Source organism: Brucella cytisi, from assembly GCF_038433355.1.
GTDB classification, from domain to species: domain Bacteria; phylum Pseudomonadota; class Alphaproteobacteria; order Rhizobiales; family Rhizobiaceae; genus Brucella; species Brucella cytisi.
This window is the reverse complement of the sequence record NZ_JBCAUP010000020.1, coordinates 65,436-78,663: the sequence shown is the minus strand read 5'-3', so window position 1 is coordinate 78,663 and position 13,228 is coordinate 65,436. Positions and strand designations below refer to the sequence as shown.

The following is a 13,228-nucleotide window of genomic DNA, read 5'->3' as shown; positions in this document are numbered from 1 at the left end:
TGCTTACTCCGCCTTGTCCGTGCGATCGGATTTGCGGTCGTGCGAGCGCTCGCCGATGGCCTTGGTGAGACGATCAAGCGTCTGGCGGATAGCCTTCTGCTCGTCCGCTTGTTTTTCCACCCAGTCGCGCATGATCTGCTGCTCGCTGCGCATGTTCTTGACGAGGCCCTGTATGCCTTCGGCAAGATTGGCCAACGCTGCCGTGGTGCGCTGCGTGGATGCGTCGCCGCCATGCAGGTTCTGCAACCGGTCAGCCAGAACGCGGATTTCTTCCGTGCCTCCGTTCTGGTCGGCACCGATATCGGAACCGAGATCGGTTACGGAGGAAAGCCAGTTTTCCAGTTCTGTATAGAAACGATTTTGCGCGCGGCCCGCCTGAAGGTCGAGGAAGCCAAGAATTAGCGAACCCGAAAGACCGAACAGCGAGGACGAGAAAGCCGTGCCCATGCCGGAAAGCGGAGCCTGCAAGCCTGCCTTCAACGCATCCAGTACATCGCCGGTGCTTCCTGAATTCGGGTCGAGGGTCTGGATGGTGCGCCCGATGGAACCAACCGTCTCCAGAAGGCCCCAGAAGGTGCCGAGCAGGCCGAGAAAGACCAAAAGTCCGATCAGATAGCGCGATATATCCCGGCTTTCATCAAGACGTGTCGCGATGGAATCGAGGATCGAACGCATGGAGGCAGTGGAAAGCGCCATCGACTGGCGGCGGCCGATCAAAGCCCGCATCGGTGCAAGCAGGACGGGCGGTCGCGTGGTGCCGTCGCGGTCACCGTCGCGGAATGAATTGACCCAACGAATCTCTGGTAGAAGCCGCAGCACCTGTCCGAAGGCCAGCAGAATACCGATGAGAAGCACCAGGAGTATCAGGCCGTTAAGGCCGGGATTGGTGACGAAGAACGTATGGATCTGTCGCATCAGGATCGCGGCCAGAAAAGCCACGATAATAAGGAAGATCGCCATGGAGAGAATGACAATGCGCGGGCTCGACAGGCGATAGGGATCGTAATCGCGTCCCTCGTCCAGACGGTCCCGGGAAACTCTCAAATCGCTCATGCGTTCCGCTCCATGGTCGCGTGTTTGAAAAGAAGCCTACTTCATTAATTCGTGAAGCGGAATCATTGGAACAAGAAAATTACGCGGATTTGTGGTGTGCGCTGTCAGGTTCGCGGGATGGTCTGAATATTGTAGAGCAGAAAGTTTATAATATTAGATCCCGGGATCTTAATATGATGTATTTCTTATATATGCCTATATAATTTATGGTAATAAATAAATAAATAAGTTGATATTTTTAAGTTTTCTAATTTTGATAATTATTGATTTGTAAACTCAACTTTGTGAGAGGGAATAAGCATGAATTGGTGGAATATTCTTGGGAATATACTTGAGGTTCTGGGAAAGTTTCCCGGCCAACTGTAGCATAATTTTCTATAGATACGCTCTAAATTAATAAAAAGGCCGAGCCATTTAAGCGCTCGGCCTTGTTTCTATATTGCTGGAGATGACCCAGTTGAAACAAACCATTGGATCGACAAAGCAGCAGGTCTTTTTTAGATCGGTTTGTTGATCGTTTTCAGCAATGCCTTCTGAATGATTTCATTGCCTGCAACGATGGTCTTGGTGCCGAAAATGTCCTGACCGCCATTCTTGTCCGAGACGAAACCACCGGCTTCGCGGATCATAAGAATGCCTGCGCCGAGATCCCACGGATGCATGCCATCTTCCCAGAAACCATCCAGACGGCCGCCTGCAACATAGGCGAGGTCGAGTGCAACGGCGCCCATGCGGCGAATGCCTGCGGTTTCGGCCATGACATTGCGCAGTTCGACCAGATAATGCCCGTGATGGCCGCGACCCAGATGCGGGATACCCGTGCCGATAACGGAATCGACCAGCTTGTTGCGTGATGCAACGCGCAGGCGACGGTCATTGAGGAATGCGCCACCGCCGCGTTCAGCGGTGTAAAGCTCATCCATGGCCGGATTGTAGATGACGCCGGCGACGATCTGCCCCTGACGCTCGAGAGCGATGGAGACTGCGAAAACTGGAATGCCGTGCAGGAAATTTGTGGTGCCGTCGAGAGGATCGATCAGCCAGCGGTGCTGTCCGTCCTTGGATTCAACCTCGCCGGATTCTTCCATCAGGAAGCCATAATCCGGGCGGGCGCGGCTCAATTCCGTATAGATGATCTGTTCGGCGCGGCGGTCTGCCTGGCTGACATAGTCGCCGGGGCCCTTGAGAGAAACCTGAAGATTCTGGACTTCACCAAAATCGCGAGCGAGGCTGCGGCCGGCCTTCATAGCGGCCTGTACCATAACGTTGAGAAGGGCTGAGCGGGCCATTTCATTGTCCTTGTAAGCACGATCCCGAAGCGTGGATTTTGAAAGGGATCAAGCAGTTAATCATAAACAGAATGTCGAACATCCGAACCGAAACACATTCGGTGGAGGTCGAGGAATTGAGCGATCTGAGAAAGAACGGTCGCAATCTTTGCGACATGGATAAAGTGGTGCCTGATCCAGGCACCACAAATCTCGTTTTTCGTATTAAGCGCGGCTGACGTAGGTCAGTTCGTTGGTATCAACGATCACGCGTTCGCCGGATGCGATGAACGGCGGAACGAGGATGCGGATACCGTTTTCAAGTACAGCAGGCTTGTAGGACGAAGCAGCGGTCTGGCCCTTGACGACCGGGTCGGCTTCGGTGATCGCAAGCGTGACCTGATCCGGAAGGCGAATGCCGATCGGCTTTTCTTCATAGAGTTCGACAGTAACCATCATGCCGTCCTGAAGGAAAGCGGCACGGTCACCGACGAAATCCTTGGCCAGCTCAAGCTGTTCGTAGGATTCGGTGTCCATGAAGATCAGCGCTTCGCCCTGTTCGTAGAGGAACGAGAAATCCTTCTGTTCCAGACGAACGCGCTCGACGGTTTCTGCAGCGCGGAAACGTTCGTTGAGCTTGGTGCCGTTGATGAGGTTCTTCAGTTCGACCTGATTATAAGCGCCGCCCTTGCCAGGCTTGACGGCGTTGGTCTTGACCGCAACCCACAAGCCGCCAGCATGTTCGATGACATTGCCGGGGCGGATTTCGTTACCATTGATCTTCATGAGCTTGATCCGGAATGAAAATGTGAAACCATGTGCGGTTCGACGCATGACGACGAAAAGGCAACCGTCCGGCATTATTCCGGAGATTGCGCACCTGCCTTATACTCGAACCACGATAATCGGCGTCTCAAGACCATAAAAAGGCGCTTGGCGCAAGCCTGAGCGCGAAAAGAGAGCCAATGCAGCCTCAAAATTCGCCCAAAAATCAGCGGACGCGCAGATTGTTGGCGGTTTCTATGGCCTGTTTAATCTGGTCGTCAGCCAGTCCGTCCATCATGTCGTTGAGGTCTGGTGAGCGAAAACCGGCGCGCTGGGCAACAATATACCAGGCCGCTGCTTTGACGAGATCGCCTTCTGTGCCGATGCCATCGCGATAGAGGCGGGCGAGCCAGGCCTGTGCCATCACCATGCCGCGCTGTGCGCCAAGACGCATCCAGCCAAACCCCTGTTCGTAGTCGCGGTCGCCACCGCGGCCCTCGATCAGCCAGCGGCCCAGATCGAACTGCGCCGTATCATAACCCTGTGCGGCAGCAAGCAGGAGATAGACGCGCGCTTTCTTGTCGTCGCGGGGGATGGTCGGGGTACCGTTGGCATAAATCTGGCTGAGTGCATATTGTGCATCGGCCAGCGTGGCCCCGGCCGCCTTCTCGAACCACGGGAAGGCGAGATCGATGCCCGGCTTGCCCGGCGTTTTTTCCATCAGCATCTGGCCGTAGTTGAACTGCGCCATGGCATTGCCACCCTCGGCCGCCTTCTTCATCAGTTCCTCTGCCTTGACGGGGTCTTTCCTGGCGTAGGTGCCCTGAAGCAGAAGTGCGGCATAGCGGAACTGCGCTTCTACAACACCGTTATTGGCTGCTTTCTCGTACCATTCCGCCGCCAGTTTCTGGTTGGCGGGGATGCCAAGGCCGCGCGCATAAATTTCTGCAATGAGTGTCTGCGATGCCGGATCACCCTTTTCAGCCTGTGGCTTGGCCAAATTGAAAGCGGTCAGATAAAGGCCACGCTGAAATGCACCGAAAGCCTCGTCTGCCGGTTTGTCGCCGAAACGGCTTGGGTCGATGTGGGGCATCGGTTCGGTCGTTGCCGGTTGCGGCAGCATCACCGGCTTGGCAGGCTTGTCGGCTTTCTTATCCTGATGATCGCCCTGATGGCTGTTCTTTTGACCGCGCACCGGCTCGCCCGCTGCCAGAGCAGGCAGGACCGGCAGCGCGATTGTCAAAATGGCAGCGAGAAGAAATTTGTTCTTCATGGGCATCGGCAAGACCTTGATGAAGGGATCAGTTTTCAAAGCGTGGCGCGTTCTCATCGAGAAGCCGGTTGGCTTCCGCGACAGCTTTTGCAGGGTCTTCGGCGTCGAAGACCGCTCGACCGAGCGCAACGAAATCCGCGCCGGTTTCGGCTGCGGGGATGATGCTTTCCAGCGTGCTTCCGGCTTGCGCGATGCTGGGAATTTCCACCATCTGCGACCACCATTCGGCCAGCGACAGGTTGCGCGGATGGGCATCCGGCTTGTTATCCGCACCGATCTTGCCGAAGAAAACATAATCGGGCTGCAACTCGCCGATTTCCATTGCGCCATGGCGGTCGCGCAGATTGCCGGTGCCGACGATCATCTTCGGCGTATGTTTTTCGATCGCATCTGCCAGATCGGCAGCCTTGCCTTCGATATGAACGCCATCTGCACCGACGCGACCCGCGATGCGCGTATCGTTCAGGATAAGCGCGGCGGCACCTTTTTCCTGAATGACGGGGATGACCTTTTCAGCTGCGGCCTGAAAAGTGGCTTCGTCGAGATCGCCGGTGTCGAGAATGACGCTTGCAACGTCGCCGCCCGAGAGCGCAGCCGTCAAAAGCTTTGCGAGGGCCGCGCCGTCGGCAAGTGGAGGCGCAACCAGCACGATGCGGCAGCGTTCGGTTTCAGTCTGGTGAGCGGGCGTGTTCATGAGCCAAGCCTAACGGGAAAAACGTGATGGAATTCGGGCAATAGAGGCGTTCTGTTTACCGGAAACGGAAGCGGGGCTCTATCTATTTGTTTTGTCGCATTTATGCGACGCAACCGGGCTTCGGCAAGTATTCATTGGCGAAACCTCCTCGGGCCCGCGCCAGTCCGGGCTGGCATAATGTTATCCACTGGAACGAAAGTTGATCGGAACCAACCCGGTTCTGCCGGGATTAACGCGTATATAAGCCACACCAAGACCGGGCGCTGAACGCTCCGGCAGAACGTGTGAAACTGTTCCGGCACCCATCCGGAATGACACGAAGAAAAGTGGAAAGGCTCGCAATCTCAAGTGCAGGCACTTTCCTTCAAAGATAGGCAGGCTGGTAAATGAATATTGCGACCGCTAGAGAAGCGATGCCCGCACAACCGACGAAAATGCGCGACACGCGCATCGACGTGTTTCGTGCGCTCGCGCTGCTAACGATCTTCATCAACCATGTACCCGGCACGATCTACGAGCATTTCACGCACAAGAATCTGGGCTTCTCCGATTCGGCTGAAGCTTTCGTGCTGATTTCCGGCATGGCCGTGGCGCTTGCCTATGGATCTAAATTCGCTCCCGGCAATCGCCTGCTTCTGTCGCTGAAAATGTGGCGCCGCGCTGGTGTGCTCTATACGACGCACATCATGACGACCATGGCGACCATCGCCATTTTCGCCGCTGCCGCTATCTTCCTGAAGCGTTCGGAGTTGCTTACGCAGATCAACATCGCGCCGCTGGTCAAGCACCCGGTCGAAGCGCTGTTCGGCATCGTCACGATGGGTCACCAGCTCGGCTATAACAACATTTTGTCGATGTATGCCGTGATGCTGGTTTTGACTCCGATCCTGCTTCTGCTGGCGCGCATCAGCCTGCCGCTCATGCTCGGTGTTTCCGGCACGGTCTGGTTCCTGTCAGGCCTCTATCACGTTGCGCCGGTAAATTATCCGACCGAAGGCGTCTGGTTCCTCAATCCGCTGTCGTGGCAGTTCCTGTTTGCAATCGGTATTGCAGGCGTGATTCATGTACGTCGCGGTGGCGAGCTGCCGAAGCATCCGCTGCTGATCGGCCTTGCCGTTGGCTATCTGGTGCTGGCGCTGGCATGGGTGCGTATTCCGCTTTGGGGCATCGACGCGTCGATGGGCCTGCCCATGGTTCTTACCGGCTTCGACAAGACTTTCCTGTCGGGTCCGCGTCTGCTGCACGTGCTGGCGATTGCCTATCTCATCGCCGTCGTTCCGACGCTGAACAATATTGCCCGGACGGCGCCGGATAATCCTCTCGCCGTTCTCGGCAAGCATTCGCTGCCGGTCTTCATTGCCGGTACGCTGCTGGCAATGGTTGCGCAGGTGATGAAGCTCGTGAACCCGGGCGGCCTGCCTTATGACACTTTGCTGATCGCAACCGGCATCGTGATGCAGTTCGCACTGGCCTATTATCTGGAATGGCTGCCAACCATCGGTTGGGGCAAGAAGGGGGCTCCCGTTTCGGCAAAGCCCGCTGTTCCTGCTGCCGAACCCGTCAAGATGCAGGTTGCGTCAAGCTCCAAGCCTGCGATGCAGCGCTATTAACCACTACTGATCAGCCGCCCATTTCGGGCGGCTTCTCTTTGAGTGAAAAGTGCCGGATTGCGTGAGATTATCCACAGCGCTACGCAGAAATTAACCATTCATTAATCTTAAGAATGTTAAATGGTTTACATCCAGTTCGGCTGGATTCTTACCGAGTGGTTTAGCCACTCTGTTTGACGCCTCCCTGTTAAACTCCTGAGAGCCGCCATTGCGGCTCTTTTTTTGTGCGCTTTTTGCTGCATATCGGGGGAATATCGATTTCCACATGCAGGCGTGCGGAACGGAACAACTGCCCAATCCGTTCTATTTACAAGCTTTCGTCAAAAGCCTCTGAAAATGTTAACCGAATGTTAAACATAAACTTGCGCGACGGTGTATGAAGGTGCAGTTTATCGTGGACTTGTTTAGCACAGCTGTTCCGTCTCAGCCTCCCTCATGGTCGAACAGCGGTTCAATGGTTTCATTCGTATCCGTCTGGCATATCCCACTGGACGAATACGGCAACGGAATGGGCCGCCGATACAGGCGGTCATGCAAGGTGGCAGAGCAGTGATTAGCGAACAGAGCCAGATGCCGAGCAATATGATCAGCCTCGCAGAGCGCATGGTTTTCTCGGATTCGTTCAAGCCGATCTATGCAGAAGGCATGGATATGGTCGAGGAAGCGGCAAGCTATCTCGACGGCGAAGGCCGTGAGGACGCCCGCAATCTTTCGCGTGTGGCTGCGACGCTCTATGCCGCCGAATCGATGCGTCTGACCACGCGCCTGATGCAGATTGCTTCATGGTTGCTGCTCCAGCGCGCGGCGCGCAACGGTGAAATGACCCGTCAGCAGGTTGCAGCCGAGAAAGCCAAGGTGCGTCTTGATACGCCATCGGCGGGTGAAATCGCACAAGGCTGGTCCGAACTGCCTGCAGCATTCATGGAGTTGGTCGAACGTTCCATGCGCCTTCAGGCGCGTGTGCGCCGTATGGACCGCGAAGTTTACGGTGAAGTGGTCTCGCTGCAGGGCGTCCCACGTGGCAATCCGGTTTCCGAACAGATCGTATTGCTCAAAACTGCTTTTGGCGCTTCATAACGATTGATCATGTGCGCCCTTCGTAGCGCATGTTTCTCTTTTGTTCACTTTTCTGCTGTCAAGTGAATCCGTCTGAGGATAGGGTTCGCTTATGAAAGAAACGATTCGCATCATTGGTATCGATCCGGGCCTGCGCCGTACCGGCTGGGGCATTGTCGAATCGTTGGGCAATTCACTGCATTTCATCGGTTCGGGGACGGTGACCTCGAATGCCGAGATGGATCTCGCATCGCGCCTCTGCCAACTGCATGAAGGTCTTTCCAAAGTCCTGCATGAATATATGCCGCATGAGGCGGCGGTTGAACACACCTTCGTCAACAAGGATGCAACGGCGACGCTGAAGCTTGGTCAGGCGCGCGGCATTGCCTTGTTGGCGCCCGCGCAGGCTGGACTGCCCGTTGCCGAGTATGCGCCGAATGCCGTGAAGAAGGCTGTAATCGGCGTGGGACACGGTGAAAAACAGCAAATCCATATGATGGTGAAAGTGCTGATGCCGCGCGCATCGTTCGATACGAGCGATGCCGCCGATGCGCTTGCCATTGCCATTTGTCATGCGCATCACCGGCAAAGCATCGCAAGTGCGCGCCGGTTGCAACAACTTATCGCGTAGGTGGCCATGATCGGTAAGCTCAAGGGTGTGATCGATGAAATTGCCGAGGATCATGCCGTCATCGACGTGCATGGTGTTGGCTATGTTGCGTTTTGTTCGGCGCGCACGCTCGGCAATCTTGGTGGTGCGGGTGAGGCGGCCATCCTGTTTATCGAAACCTATGTTCGCGAGGACATGATCCGCCTTTATGGTTTTGCCAATCAGCTTGAGCGCGAATGGTTCCGCCTGTTGCAGAATGTGCAGGGCGTTGGCGCGAAAGTGGCTCTGGCTGTGCTTGGCACTTTGTCTCCATCGGAACTCGCCAATGCGATTGCATTGCGCGACATCGCCATGGTGTCGCGCGCGCCGGGTGTCGGCAAGAAGGTTGCTGAGCGCATCGTGACCGAACTCAAGAACAAGGCACCTGCCTTCGCCGGTGATGCGAGCGGCACGATCGGGCTCAAGCAGGAACTTGGCGCGGGCGCTGCTCCGGCGCCGGTTGCCGACGCGGTGTCGGCGCTTTCCAATCTCGGCTACTCGCGTGATCAGGCCGCCAATGCTGTCGCCGCGGCCTTGAAGGAAGCGGGGGAGAATGTCGATTCGGCCAAGCTCATCCGCCTGGGTCTGAAGGAATTGTCGCGGTGATTTACTTGCCTGAGCGATATGTTCATGCGAGGAGGATGGGATGAGCGACCGCAACCCTCTCATTGATGCTGACAGACGCGTAGACGAAGACAATACGCTGCGCCCGCAGACGCTTGACGATTTTGTCGGGCAGGCGGCAGCGCGCGCCAATCTGAAAGTCTTTATCGAGGCCGCCAAAGTGCGTGGCGAGGCGCTTGACCACGTCCTGTTCGTTGGCCCTCCGGGTCTAGGCAAGACGACGCTGGCGCAGATCATGGCCAAGGAACTGGGCGTCAATTTCCGCTCCACATCCGGCCCGGTCATTGCCAAGGCGGGTGATCTTGCGGCTCTGCTGACCAATCTGGAAGAGCGCGACGTTCTGTTCATCGATGAAATCCATCGTCTCAGCCCGGCTGTGGAAGAAATCCTCTATCCAGCCATGGAGGATTTCCAGCTCGACTTGATTATCGGCGAGGGACCGGCGGCACGTTCGGTGAAGATCGATCTTGCGAAATTTACGCTGGTTGCGGCAACGACCCGTCTCGGGCTTCTGACCACGCCGTTACGGGATCGCTTCGGCATTCCGACACGGCTCAATTTCTATACGGTCGAGGAACTGGAATATATCGTGCGGCGTGGTGCGCGCATCATGCAGATGGGTATTTCGCCGGATGGCGCGCTGGAAGTCGCCCGCCGTTCACGCGGTACACCACGTATTGCCGGACGGTTGTTGCGTCGCGTGCGCGATTTCGCGCTGGTCGCCGGCGCCGATGTCATCGATCGCAAGATCGCTGATGAGGCGCTGTCACGCCTTGAAGTGGACAACCGCGGGCTGGATCAGCTCGACCGGCGTTACCTCAATATCATCGCGCGCAATTTCGGCGGCGGTCCGGTGGGGATCGAAACCATTGCCGCCGGCCTGTCAGAGCCGCGTGACGCAATTGAAGACATTATCGAACCCTATTTGATCCAGCAGGGTTTCCTGCAGCGCACGCCACGCGGCCGCGTTTTGACGGCTGTCGCGTGGCAGCATCTCGGATTGCCTGCGCCTGCCGAAATCATTCAGCAGTCGCAGTACGGCCTCTTCATGGAAGACGAATGACGGAACGACAGGAACAATTGGCGCAGGCTGCCGTATCGGGCGAACTGAAAGACGGCGCGCATCTGCTCTATGCGCGCATCTATTATGCTGATACGGATTTTTCCGGCTTCGTTTATCACGGTCGCTATCTGGAATTCTACGAACGCGGACGCACGGATTTCCTGCGTCTGCAGGACGTTCATCATATCGAATTGGCTGAGGGCGCGCTTGGCGAAGAAATGGTCTGGGTCGTTCGCCGCATGGAGATCGATTACAAATCGCCCGCGAAGATGGATGATCTTATTTTGATTGAAACCCGCGTCAGCGAAATTCGCGGCGCGCGGGTCATCATGGCGCAGAAAATTACCTGCGGGGAGCGTCTGCTTTCGGAGGCGAAGGTAGAGGCCGTCATGATAACCAAAGAAGGCCATCCGCGCCGCATTCCCGACGAATGGCGGGAAGCTTTCACCAACAACCGCAAGAACTGAGTCCCAGGACCGCTCCAATGACTGTCTTCACTGGCATGTTCGTGCGGAATTCGATGCGCTAGCGGCAAATATACCTATTTGGGCGAATGCTAACGCATCTTTAACCATAATATTCCATTAATCACCCTGACGGAATCGGTGGAGAGGCAGGCTTGAAGCGCAGCGCCTTCCTTTCACCAAAATTAACCGTAACAAGCGCGTGATGGATTTAAAGTTGAAATCCGGAATGGCGGTTGCGGTGCGAAGTGTCGGCCGCTCGTCGGGCAGGTACGGCTTCAAGTTGAAAAGCTGCGCAGGTTTGGAGCGTCTGTTTTCAGACGTTGAGTAACGGATTTGCGATACCGCCCGGTCATGTGGCCGGGCGTTTGGATTCGAGGACGGTAGATCGATGGAAAATGTTGCGTTAGCGGCCCCCGCCGCCGATGTTACCCTCTGGGGCCTGTTCATGCAGGCGAACTGGGTCGTCAAGCTGGTTATGCTTGGCCTGCTGTTCGCCTCGATCTGGACTTGGGCTATCATCGTGGACAAGACGATTGCTTACGGACGGGCACGGCGCGCGATTGATCGCTTCGAGCAGACGTTCTGGTCCGGCCAGTCGCTGGAGGAACTCTATCGCAATCTCGGCGAACGCCGTACCACCGGCATGGCGTCCATCTTCATGGCCGCGATGCGTGAGTGGAAGAAATCATTCGAGAAGGGCGCTCGCTCGCCCATTGGCCTGCAGATGCGTATCGACAAGGCCATGGATGTCGCGCTGGCGCGCGAAAGTGAAAAGCTCGACTCGCGTCTGGGCTTTCTGGCGACCATCGGTTCTGCTGCCCCCTTCATCGGTCTGTTCGGTACGGTTGTCGGTATCATGACCTCGTTCCAGGCAATCGCCGCTTCCAAGAACACCAGTCTTGCCGTTGTGGCGCCGGGTATCGCCGAAGCACTTCTGGCAACGGCAATCGGTCTTCTCGCCGCTATTCCTGCCGTTATTGCCTACAACAAGCTGTCGGCGGATGCGGGCAAGATCGGCGGACGGCTGGAAGGATTTGCGGATGAGTTTTCCGCCATACTGTCGCGCCAAATTGATGAGAAGCTGACGCCGCGTAATTAAGCGGCTTCAAGCATCGAGTGTAGTTTCAGCCTTCGGGAATCTTGCAATGGGCATGTCGGTAGGAAATCAGGGAATGCAGTCGGGCGGGCGCCGCAGGCGCGGCCGCAAGAAGGCATTGATGAGCGAAATCAACGTGACGCCATTCGTCGACGTGATGCTCGTTCTCCTCATCATCTTTATGGTCTCCGCGCCGCTGCTGACGGTTGGCGTGCCGATTGACCTGCCCGATACGCAGGCCAAGGCGATGAATGCCGATACGCAGCCGATCACTGTTTCGGTCAATAGCGAAGGCAAGATCTTCCTGCAGGAAACCGAAATTCCGATCGATGAAGTGGTGCCGAAACTCCAGGCTATCGCCAAGACGGGCTATGAAGAGCGCATTTTCGTGCGTGGTGACAAGGCTGCCGATTACGGTACCGTCATGAAAGTCATGGCCCGCATTTCCGCCGCCGGTTTCAAGAATATCGGCCTTGTGACCCTCCAGGAGCAGGATAGCTGACGCCATCATGAAGGCTGGCCTGACATCTTCTGTTGCCTTGCATGCCGTTGCGGTCGCGCTGGCAGTGGTTTCGTTTTCCTCGCCGAAGGCTTTCGACGTGCAGGATTCGGAATCGTTCCCGGTTGATATCGTACCGATCGAGTCGATGACGCAAATCCAGCAGGGCGAAAAGACTGCACCCATGAAGGAAAAGTCGGCTCCTGTGCCGACAACCAAACCGCAAACTGTTCCAAACGCCGAGAATTTTGGCGATCAGGATATCGACACCCAGACACCGCCAAAGCCTGATGCAAAGGCGAAGCCAATCGAGGCGGCGGAAGAACCCAAGGCGCAACCGGAACCGGTAAAAAAGCCGGAACCGAAGCCTGATCCGAAACCGGAACAGAAGCCTGAGACCAAGCCGACGCCGGTTCCGGCGACGGAAGTTCAGGCCAAGCCGGAAGAAAAGCAGGAAGTGAAGCCTGATCCGGTCGCGGAAGCCATCGAAAAACAGGCGGAAACCCCTGACGCTGAAACGCCGAAGCTGCCGGACAAGGTGCCAGCGCCCGACGCGAAGCCGAAGCCGCCGCAGGCGCAGACAGCAAAGACGCCGGACCGCAAACCGACGGAAGATAAGAAGCCGACGCAGAACGCCGCTCAGACTTCGAAATCGAAGAATGATGCGATTGCCGATGAGGTTGCTGCCCTGCTGAACAAGCAGAAAGCGGCAGGCGGCGGAGCCAAGCGTTCCACCGATCAGGCATCGCTGGGCGGCAAGAAGAATACTGGCGGCTCCAAGCTCAGCCAGAGCGAAATGGATGCGTTGCGCGGTGCGATTTCCAAATGCTGGAACGTGCCTGCCGGTGTGGCCGACGCGCCGGGACTGGTCGTGACCGTCAAGATGAAGCTGAACCAGGATGGCTCCATTCAGGGCTCTCCGGAAGTGACATCGGGTGGTGGCGGCGATGGTGTTGGTCGTGCAGCAGCCGAGAGCGCCAAGCGCGCTGTCGCACGCTGCGCGCCGTACAATCTGCCAGTCGACAAATATGATTCATGGTCGGAAGTGATCGTCAACTTCGACCCAAGCGAAATGTTCTGACCGGGTTTCCGGTCGCCAACCAACTTACTG

The 13,228-nt window shown here is 56.5% G+C and carries 14 protein-coding genes; 9 read left to right on the top strand and 5 right to left on the bottom strand.

The window, feature by feature from the left end; all coding sequences use genetic code 11:
- Window positions 1-3: 3 nt before the first annotated feature.
- The 5 genes from AAE521_RS18545 to AAE521_RS18525 form a co-directional block, all read right to left on the bottom strand.
- A complete protein-coding gene (locus AAE521_RS18545) occupies window positions 4-1,053 on the bottom strand; it encodes a MotA/TolQ/ExbB proton channel family protein (RefSeq protein WP_071633517.1) in 1,050 nt (349 codons plus the stop codon).
- Window positions 1,054-1,550: 497 nt separating this feature from the next.
- A complete protein-coding gene (locus AAE521_RS18540) occupies window positions 1,551-2,342 on the bottom strand; it encodes an inositol monophosphatase family protein (protein ID WP_010661386.1) in 792 nt (263 codons plus the stop codon).
- A gap of 204 nt (window positions 2,343-2,546) precedes the next feature.
- Window positions 2,547-3,107 (bottom strand): elongation factor P, encoded by a 561-nt coding sequence (gene efp / locus AAE521_RS18535; RefSeq protein ID WP_010661385.1) that lies wholly within the window; start codon window positions 3,105-3,107, stop codon window positions 2,547-2,549.
- A gap of 205 nt (window positions 3,108-3,312) precedes the next feature.
- Window positions 3,313-4,359 (bottom strand): tetratricopeptide repeat protein, encoded by a 1,047-nt coding sequence (locus tag AAE521_RS18530; protein ID WP_342062110.1) that lies wholly within the window; start codon window positions 4,357-4,359, stop codon window positions 3,313-3,315.
- Window positions 4,360-4,387: 28 nt separating this feature from the next.
- Complete coding sequence (locus AAE521_RS18525; RefSeq protein WP_029929540.1) at window positions 4,388-5,053, bottom strand: thiamine phosphate synthase; 666 nt, start codon at window positions 5,051-5,053, stop codon at window positions 4,388-4,390.
- Between the two features lie 386 nt (window positions 5,054-5,439).
- Here AAE521_RS18525 and AAE521_RS18520 point away from each other — a divergent pair, with 386 nt between their 5' ends.
- The 9 genes from AAE521_RS18520 (at window position 5,440) to AAE521_RS18480 (ending at window position 13,198) form a co-directional block, all read left to right on the top strand.
- The gene (locus AAE521_RS18520; RefSeq protein WP_012091332.1) at window positions 5,440-6,663 is read left to right on the top strand and encodes an OpgC family protein; all 1,224 of its coding nucleotides are present in this window, start codon (window positions 5,440-5,442) and stop codon (window positions 6,661-6,663) included.
- A gap of 570 nt (window positions 6,664-7,233) precedes the next feature.
- A complete protein-coding gene (gene rcdA / locus AAE521_RS18515) occupies window positions 7,234-7,740 on the top strand; it encodes a protease adaptor protein RcdA (RefSeq protein WP_071633537.1) in 507 nt (168 codons plus the stop codon).
- 91 nt (window positions 7,741-7,831) lie between these two features.
- A complete protein-coding gene (ruvC, locus tag AAE521_RS18510) occupies window positions 7,832-8,350 on the top strand; it encodes a crossover junction endodeoxyribonuclease RuvC (RefSeq protein WP_010661380.1) in 519 nt (172 codons plus the stop codon).
- A gap of 6 nt (window positions 8,351-8,356) precedes the next feature.
- Complete coding sequence (gene ruvA, locus AAE521_RS18505; protein ID WP_071633515.1) at window positions 8,357-8,974, top strand: Holliday junction branch migration protein RuvA; 618 nt, start codon at window positions 8,357-8,359, stop codon at window positions 8,972-8,974.
- A 40-nt stretch (window positions 8,975-9,014) separates the two neighbouring features.
- Window positions 9,015-10,055, top strand: coding sequence for a Holliday junction branch migration DNA helicase RuvB (gene ruvB, locus AAE521_RS18500; RefSeq protein ID WP_012091335.1), 1,041 nt, complete (start codon window positions 9,015-9,017; stop codon window positions 10,053-10,055).
- On the top strand, window positions 10,052-10,522 hold the full coding sequence (locus AAE521_RS18495) for a YbgC/FadM family acyl-CoA thioesterase (protein ID WP_012091336.1): 471 nt from the start codon (window positions 10,052-10,054) through the stop codon (window positions 10,520-10,522). The genes ruvB and AAE521_RS18495 overlap by 4 nt, the downstream gene beginning before the upstream one ends.
- A gap of 388 nt (window positions 10,523-10,910) precedes the next feature.
- Complete coding sequence (tolQ, locus tag AAE521_RS18490; RefSeq protein ID WP_010661376.1) at window positions 10,911-11,621, top strand: protein TolQ; 711 nt, start codon at window positions 10,911-10,913, stop codon at window positions 11,619-11,621.
- A gap of 46 nt (window positions 11,622-11,667) precedes the next feature.
- Entirely contained in the window at window positions 11,668-12,120 is a 453-nt protein-coding gene (tolR, locus tag AAE521_RS18485; protein WP_010661375.1) for a protein TolR, read from the top strand.
- Between the two features lie 7 nt (window positions 12,121-12,127).
- Complete coding sequence (locus AAE521_RS18480; protein WP_010661374.1) at window positions 12,128-13,198, top strand: hypothetical protein; 1,071 nt, start codon at window positions 12,128-12,130, stop codon at window positions 13,196-13,198.
- Window positions 13,199-13,228 lie beyond the last annotated feature (30 nt).

Excerpts from the sequence above, each read along its gene's own strand:
- AAE521_RS18530 (WP_342062110.1), bottom strand. The coding sequence starts at position 4,359 with ATGAAGAACAAATTTCTTCTCGCTGCCATTTTGACAATCGCGCTGCCG.
- AAE521_RS18480 (WP_010661374.1), top strand. The coding sequence starts at position 12,128 with ATGAAGGCTGGCCTGACATCTTCTGTTGCCTTGCATGCCGTTGCGGTC.
- AAE521_RS18545 (WP_071633517.1), bottom strand. The coding sequence starts at position 1,053 with ATGAGCGATTTGAGAGTTTCCCGGGACCGTCTGGACGAGGGACGCGAT.
- ruvC (WP_010661380.1), top strand. The coding sequence starts at position 7,832 with ATGAAAGAAACGATTCGCATCATTGGTATCGATCCGGGCCTGCGCCGT.
- ruvB (WP_012091335.1), top strand. The coding sequence starts at position 9,015 with ATGAGCGACCGCAACCCTCTCATTGATGCTGACAGACGCGTAGACGAA.
- AAE521_RS18540 (WP_010661386.1), bottom strand. The coding sequence starts at position 2,342 with ATGGCCCGCTCAGCCCTTCTCAACGTTATGGTACAGGCCGCTATGAAG.
- AAE521_RS18525 (WP_029929540.1), bottom strand. The coding sequence starts at position 5,053 with ATGAACACGCCCGCTCACCAGACTGAAACCGAACGCTGCCGCATCGTG.
- efp (WP_010661385.1), bottom strand. The coding sequence starts at position 3,107 with ATGAAGATCAATGGTAACGAAATCCGCCCCGGCAATGTCATCGAACAT.
- ruvA (WP_071633515.1), top strand. The coding sequence starts at position 8,357 with ATGATCGGTAAGCTCAAGGGTGTGATCGATGAAATTGCCGAGGATCAT.
- tolR (WP_010661375.1), top strand. The coding sequence starts at position 11,668 with ATGGGCATGTCGGTAGGAAATCAGGGAATGCAGTCGGGCGGGCGCCGC.
- AAE521_RS18495 (WP_012091336.1), top strand. The coding sequence starts at position 10,052 with ATGACGGAACGACAGGAACAATTGGCGCAGGCTGCCGTATCGGGCGAA.
- rcdA (WP_071633537.1), top strand. The coding sequence starts at position 7,234 with ATGCCGAGCAATATGATCAGCCTCGCAGAGCGCATGGTTTTCTCGGAT.
- AAE521_RS18520 (WP_012091332.1), top strand. The coding sequence starts at position 5,440 with ATGAATATTGCGACCGCTAGAGAAGCGATGCCCGCACAACCGACGAAA.
- tolQ (WP_010661376.1), top strand. The coding sequence starts at position 10,911 with ATGGAAAATGTTGCGTTAGCGGCCCCCGCCGCCGATGTTACCCTCTGG.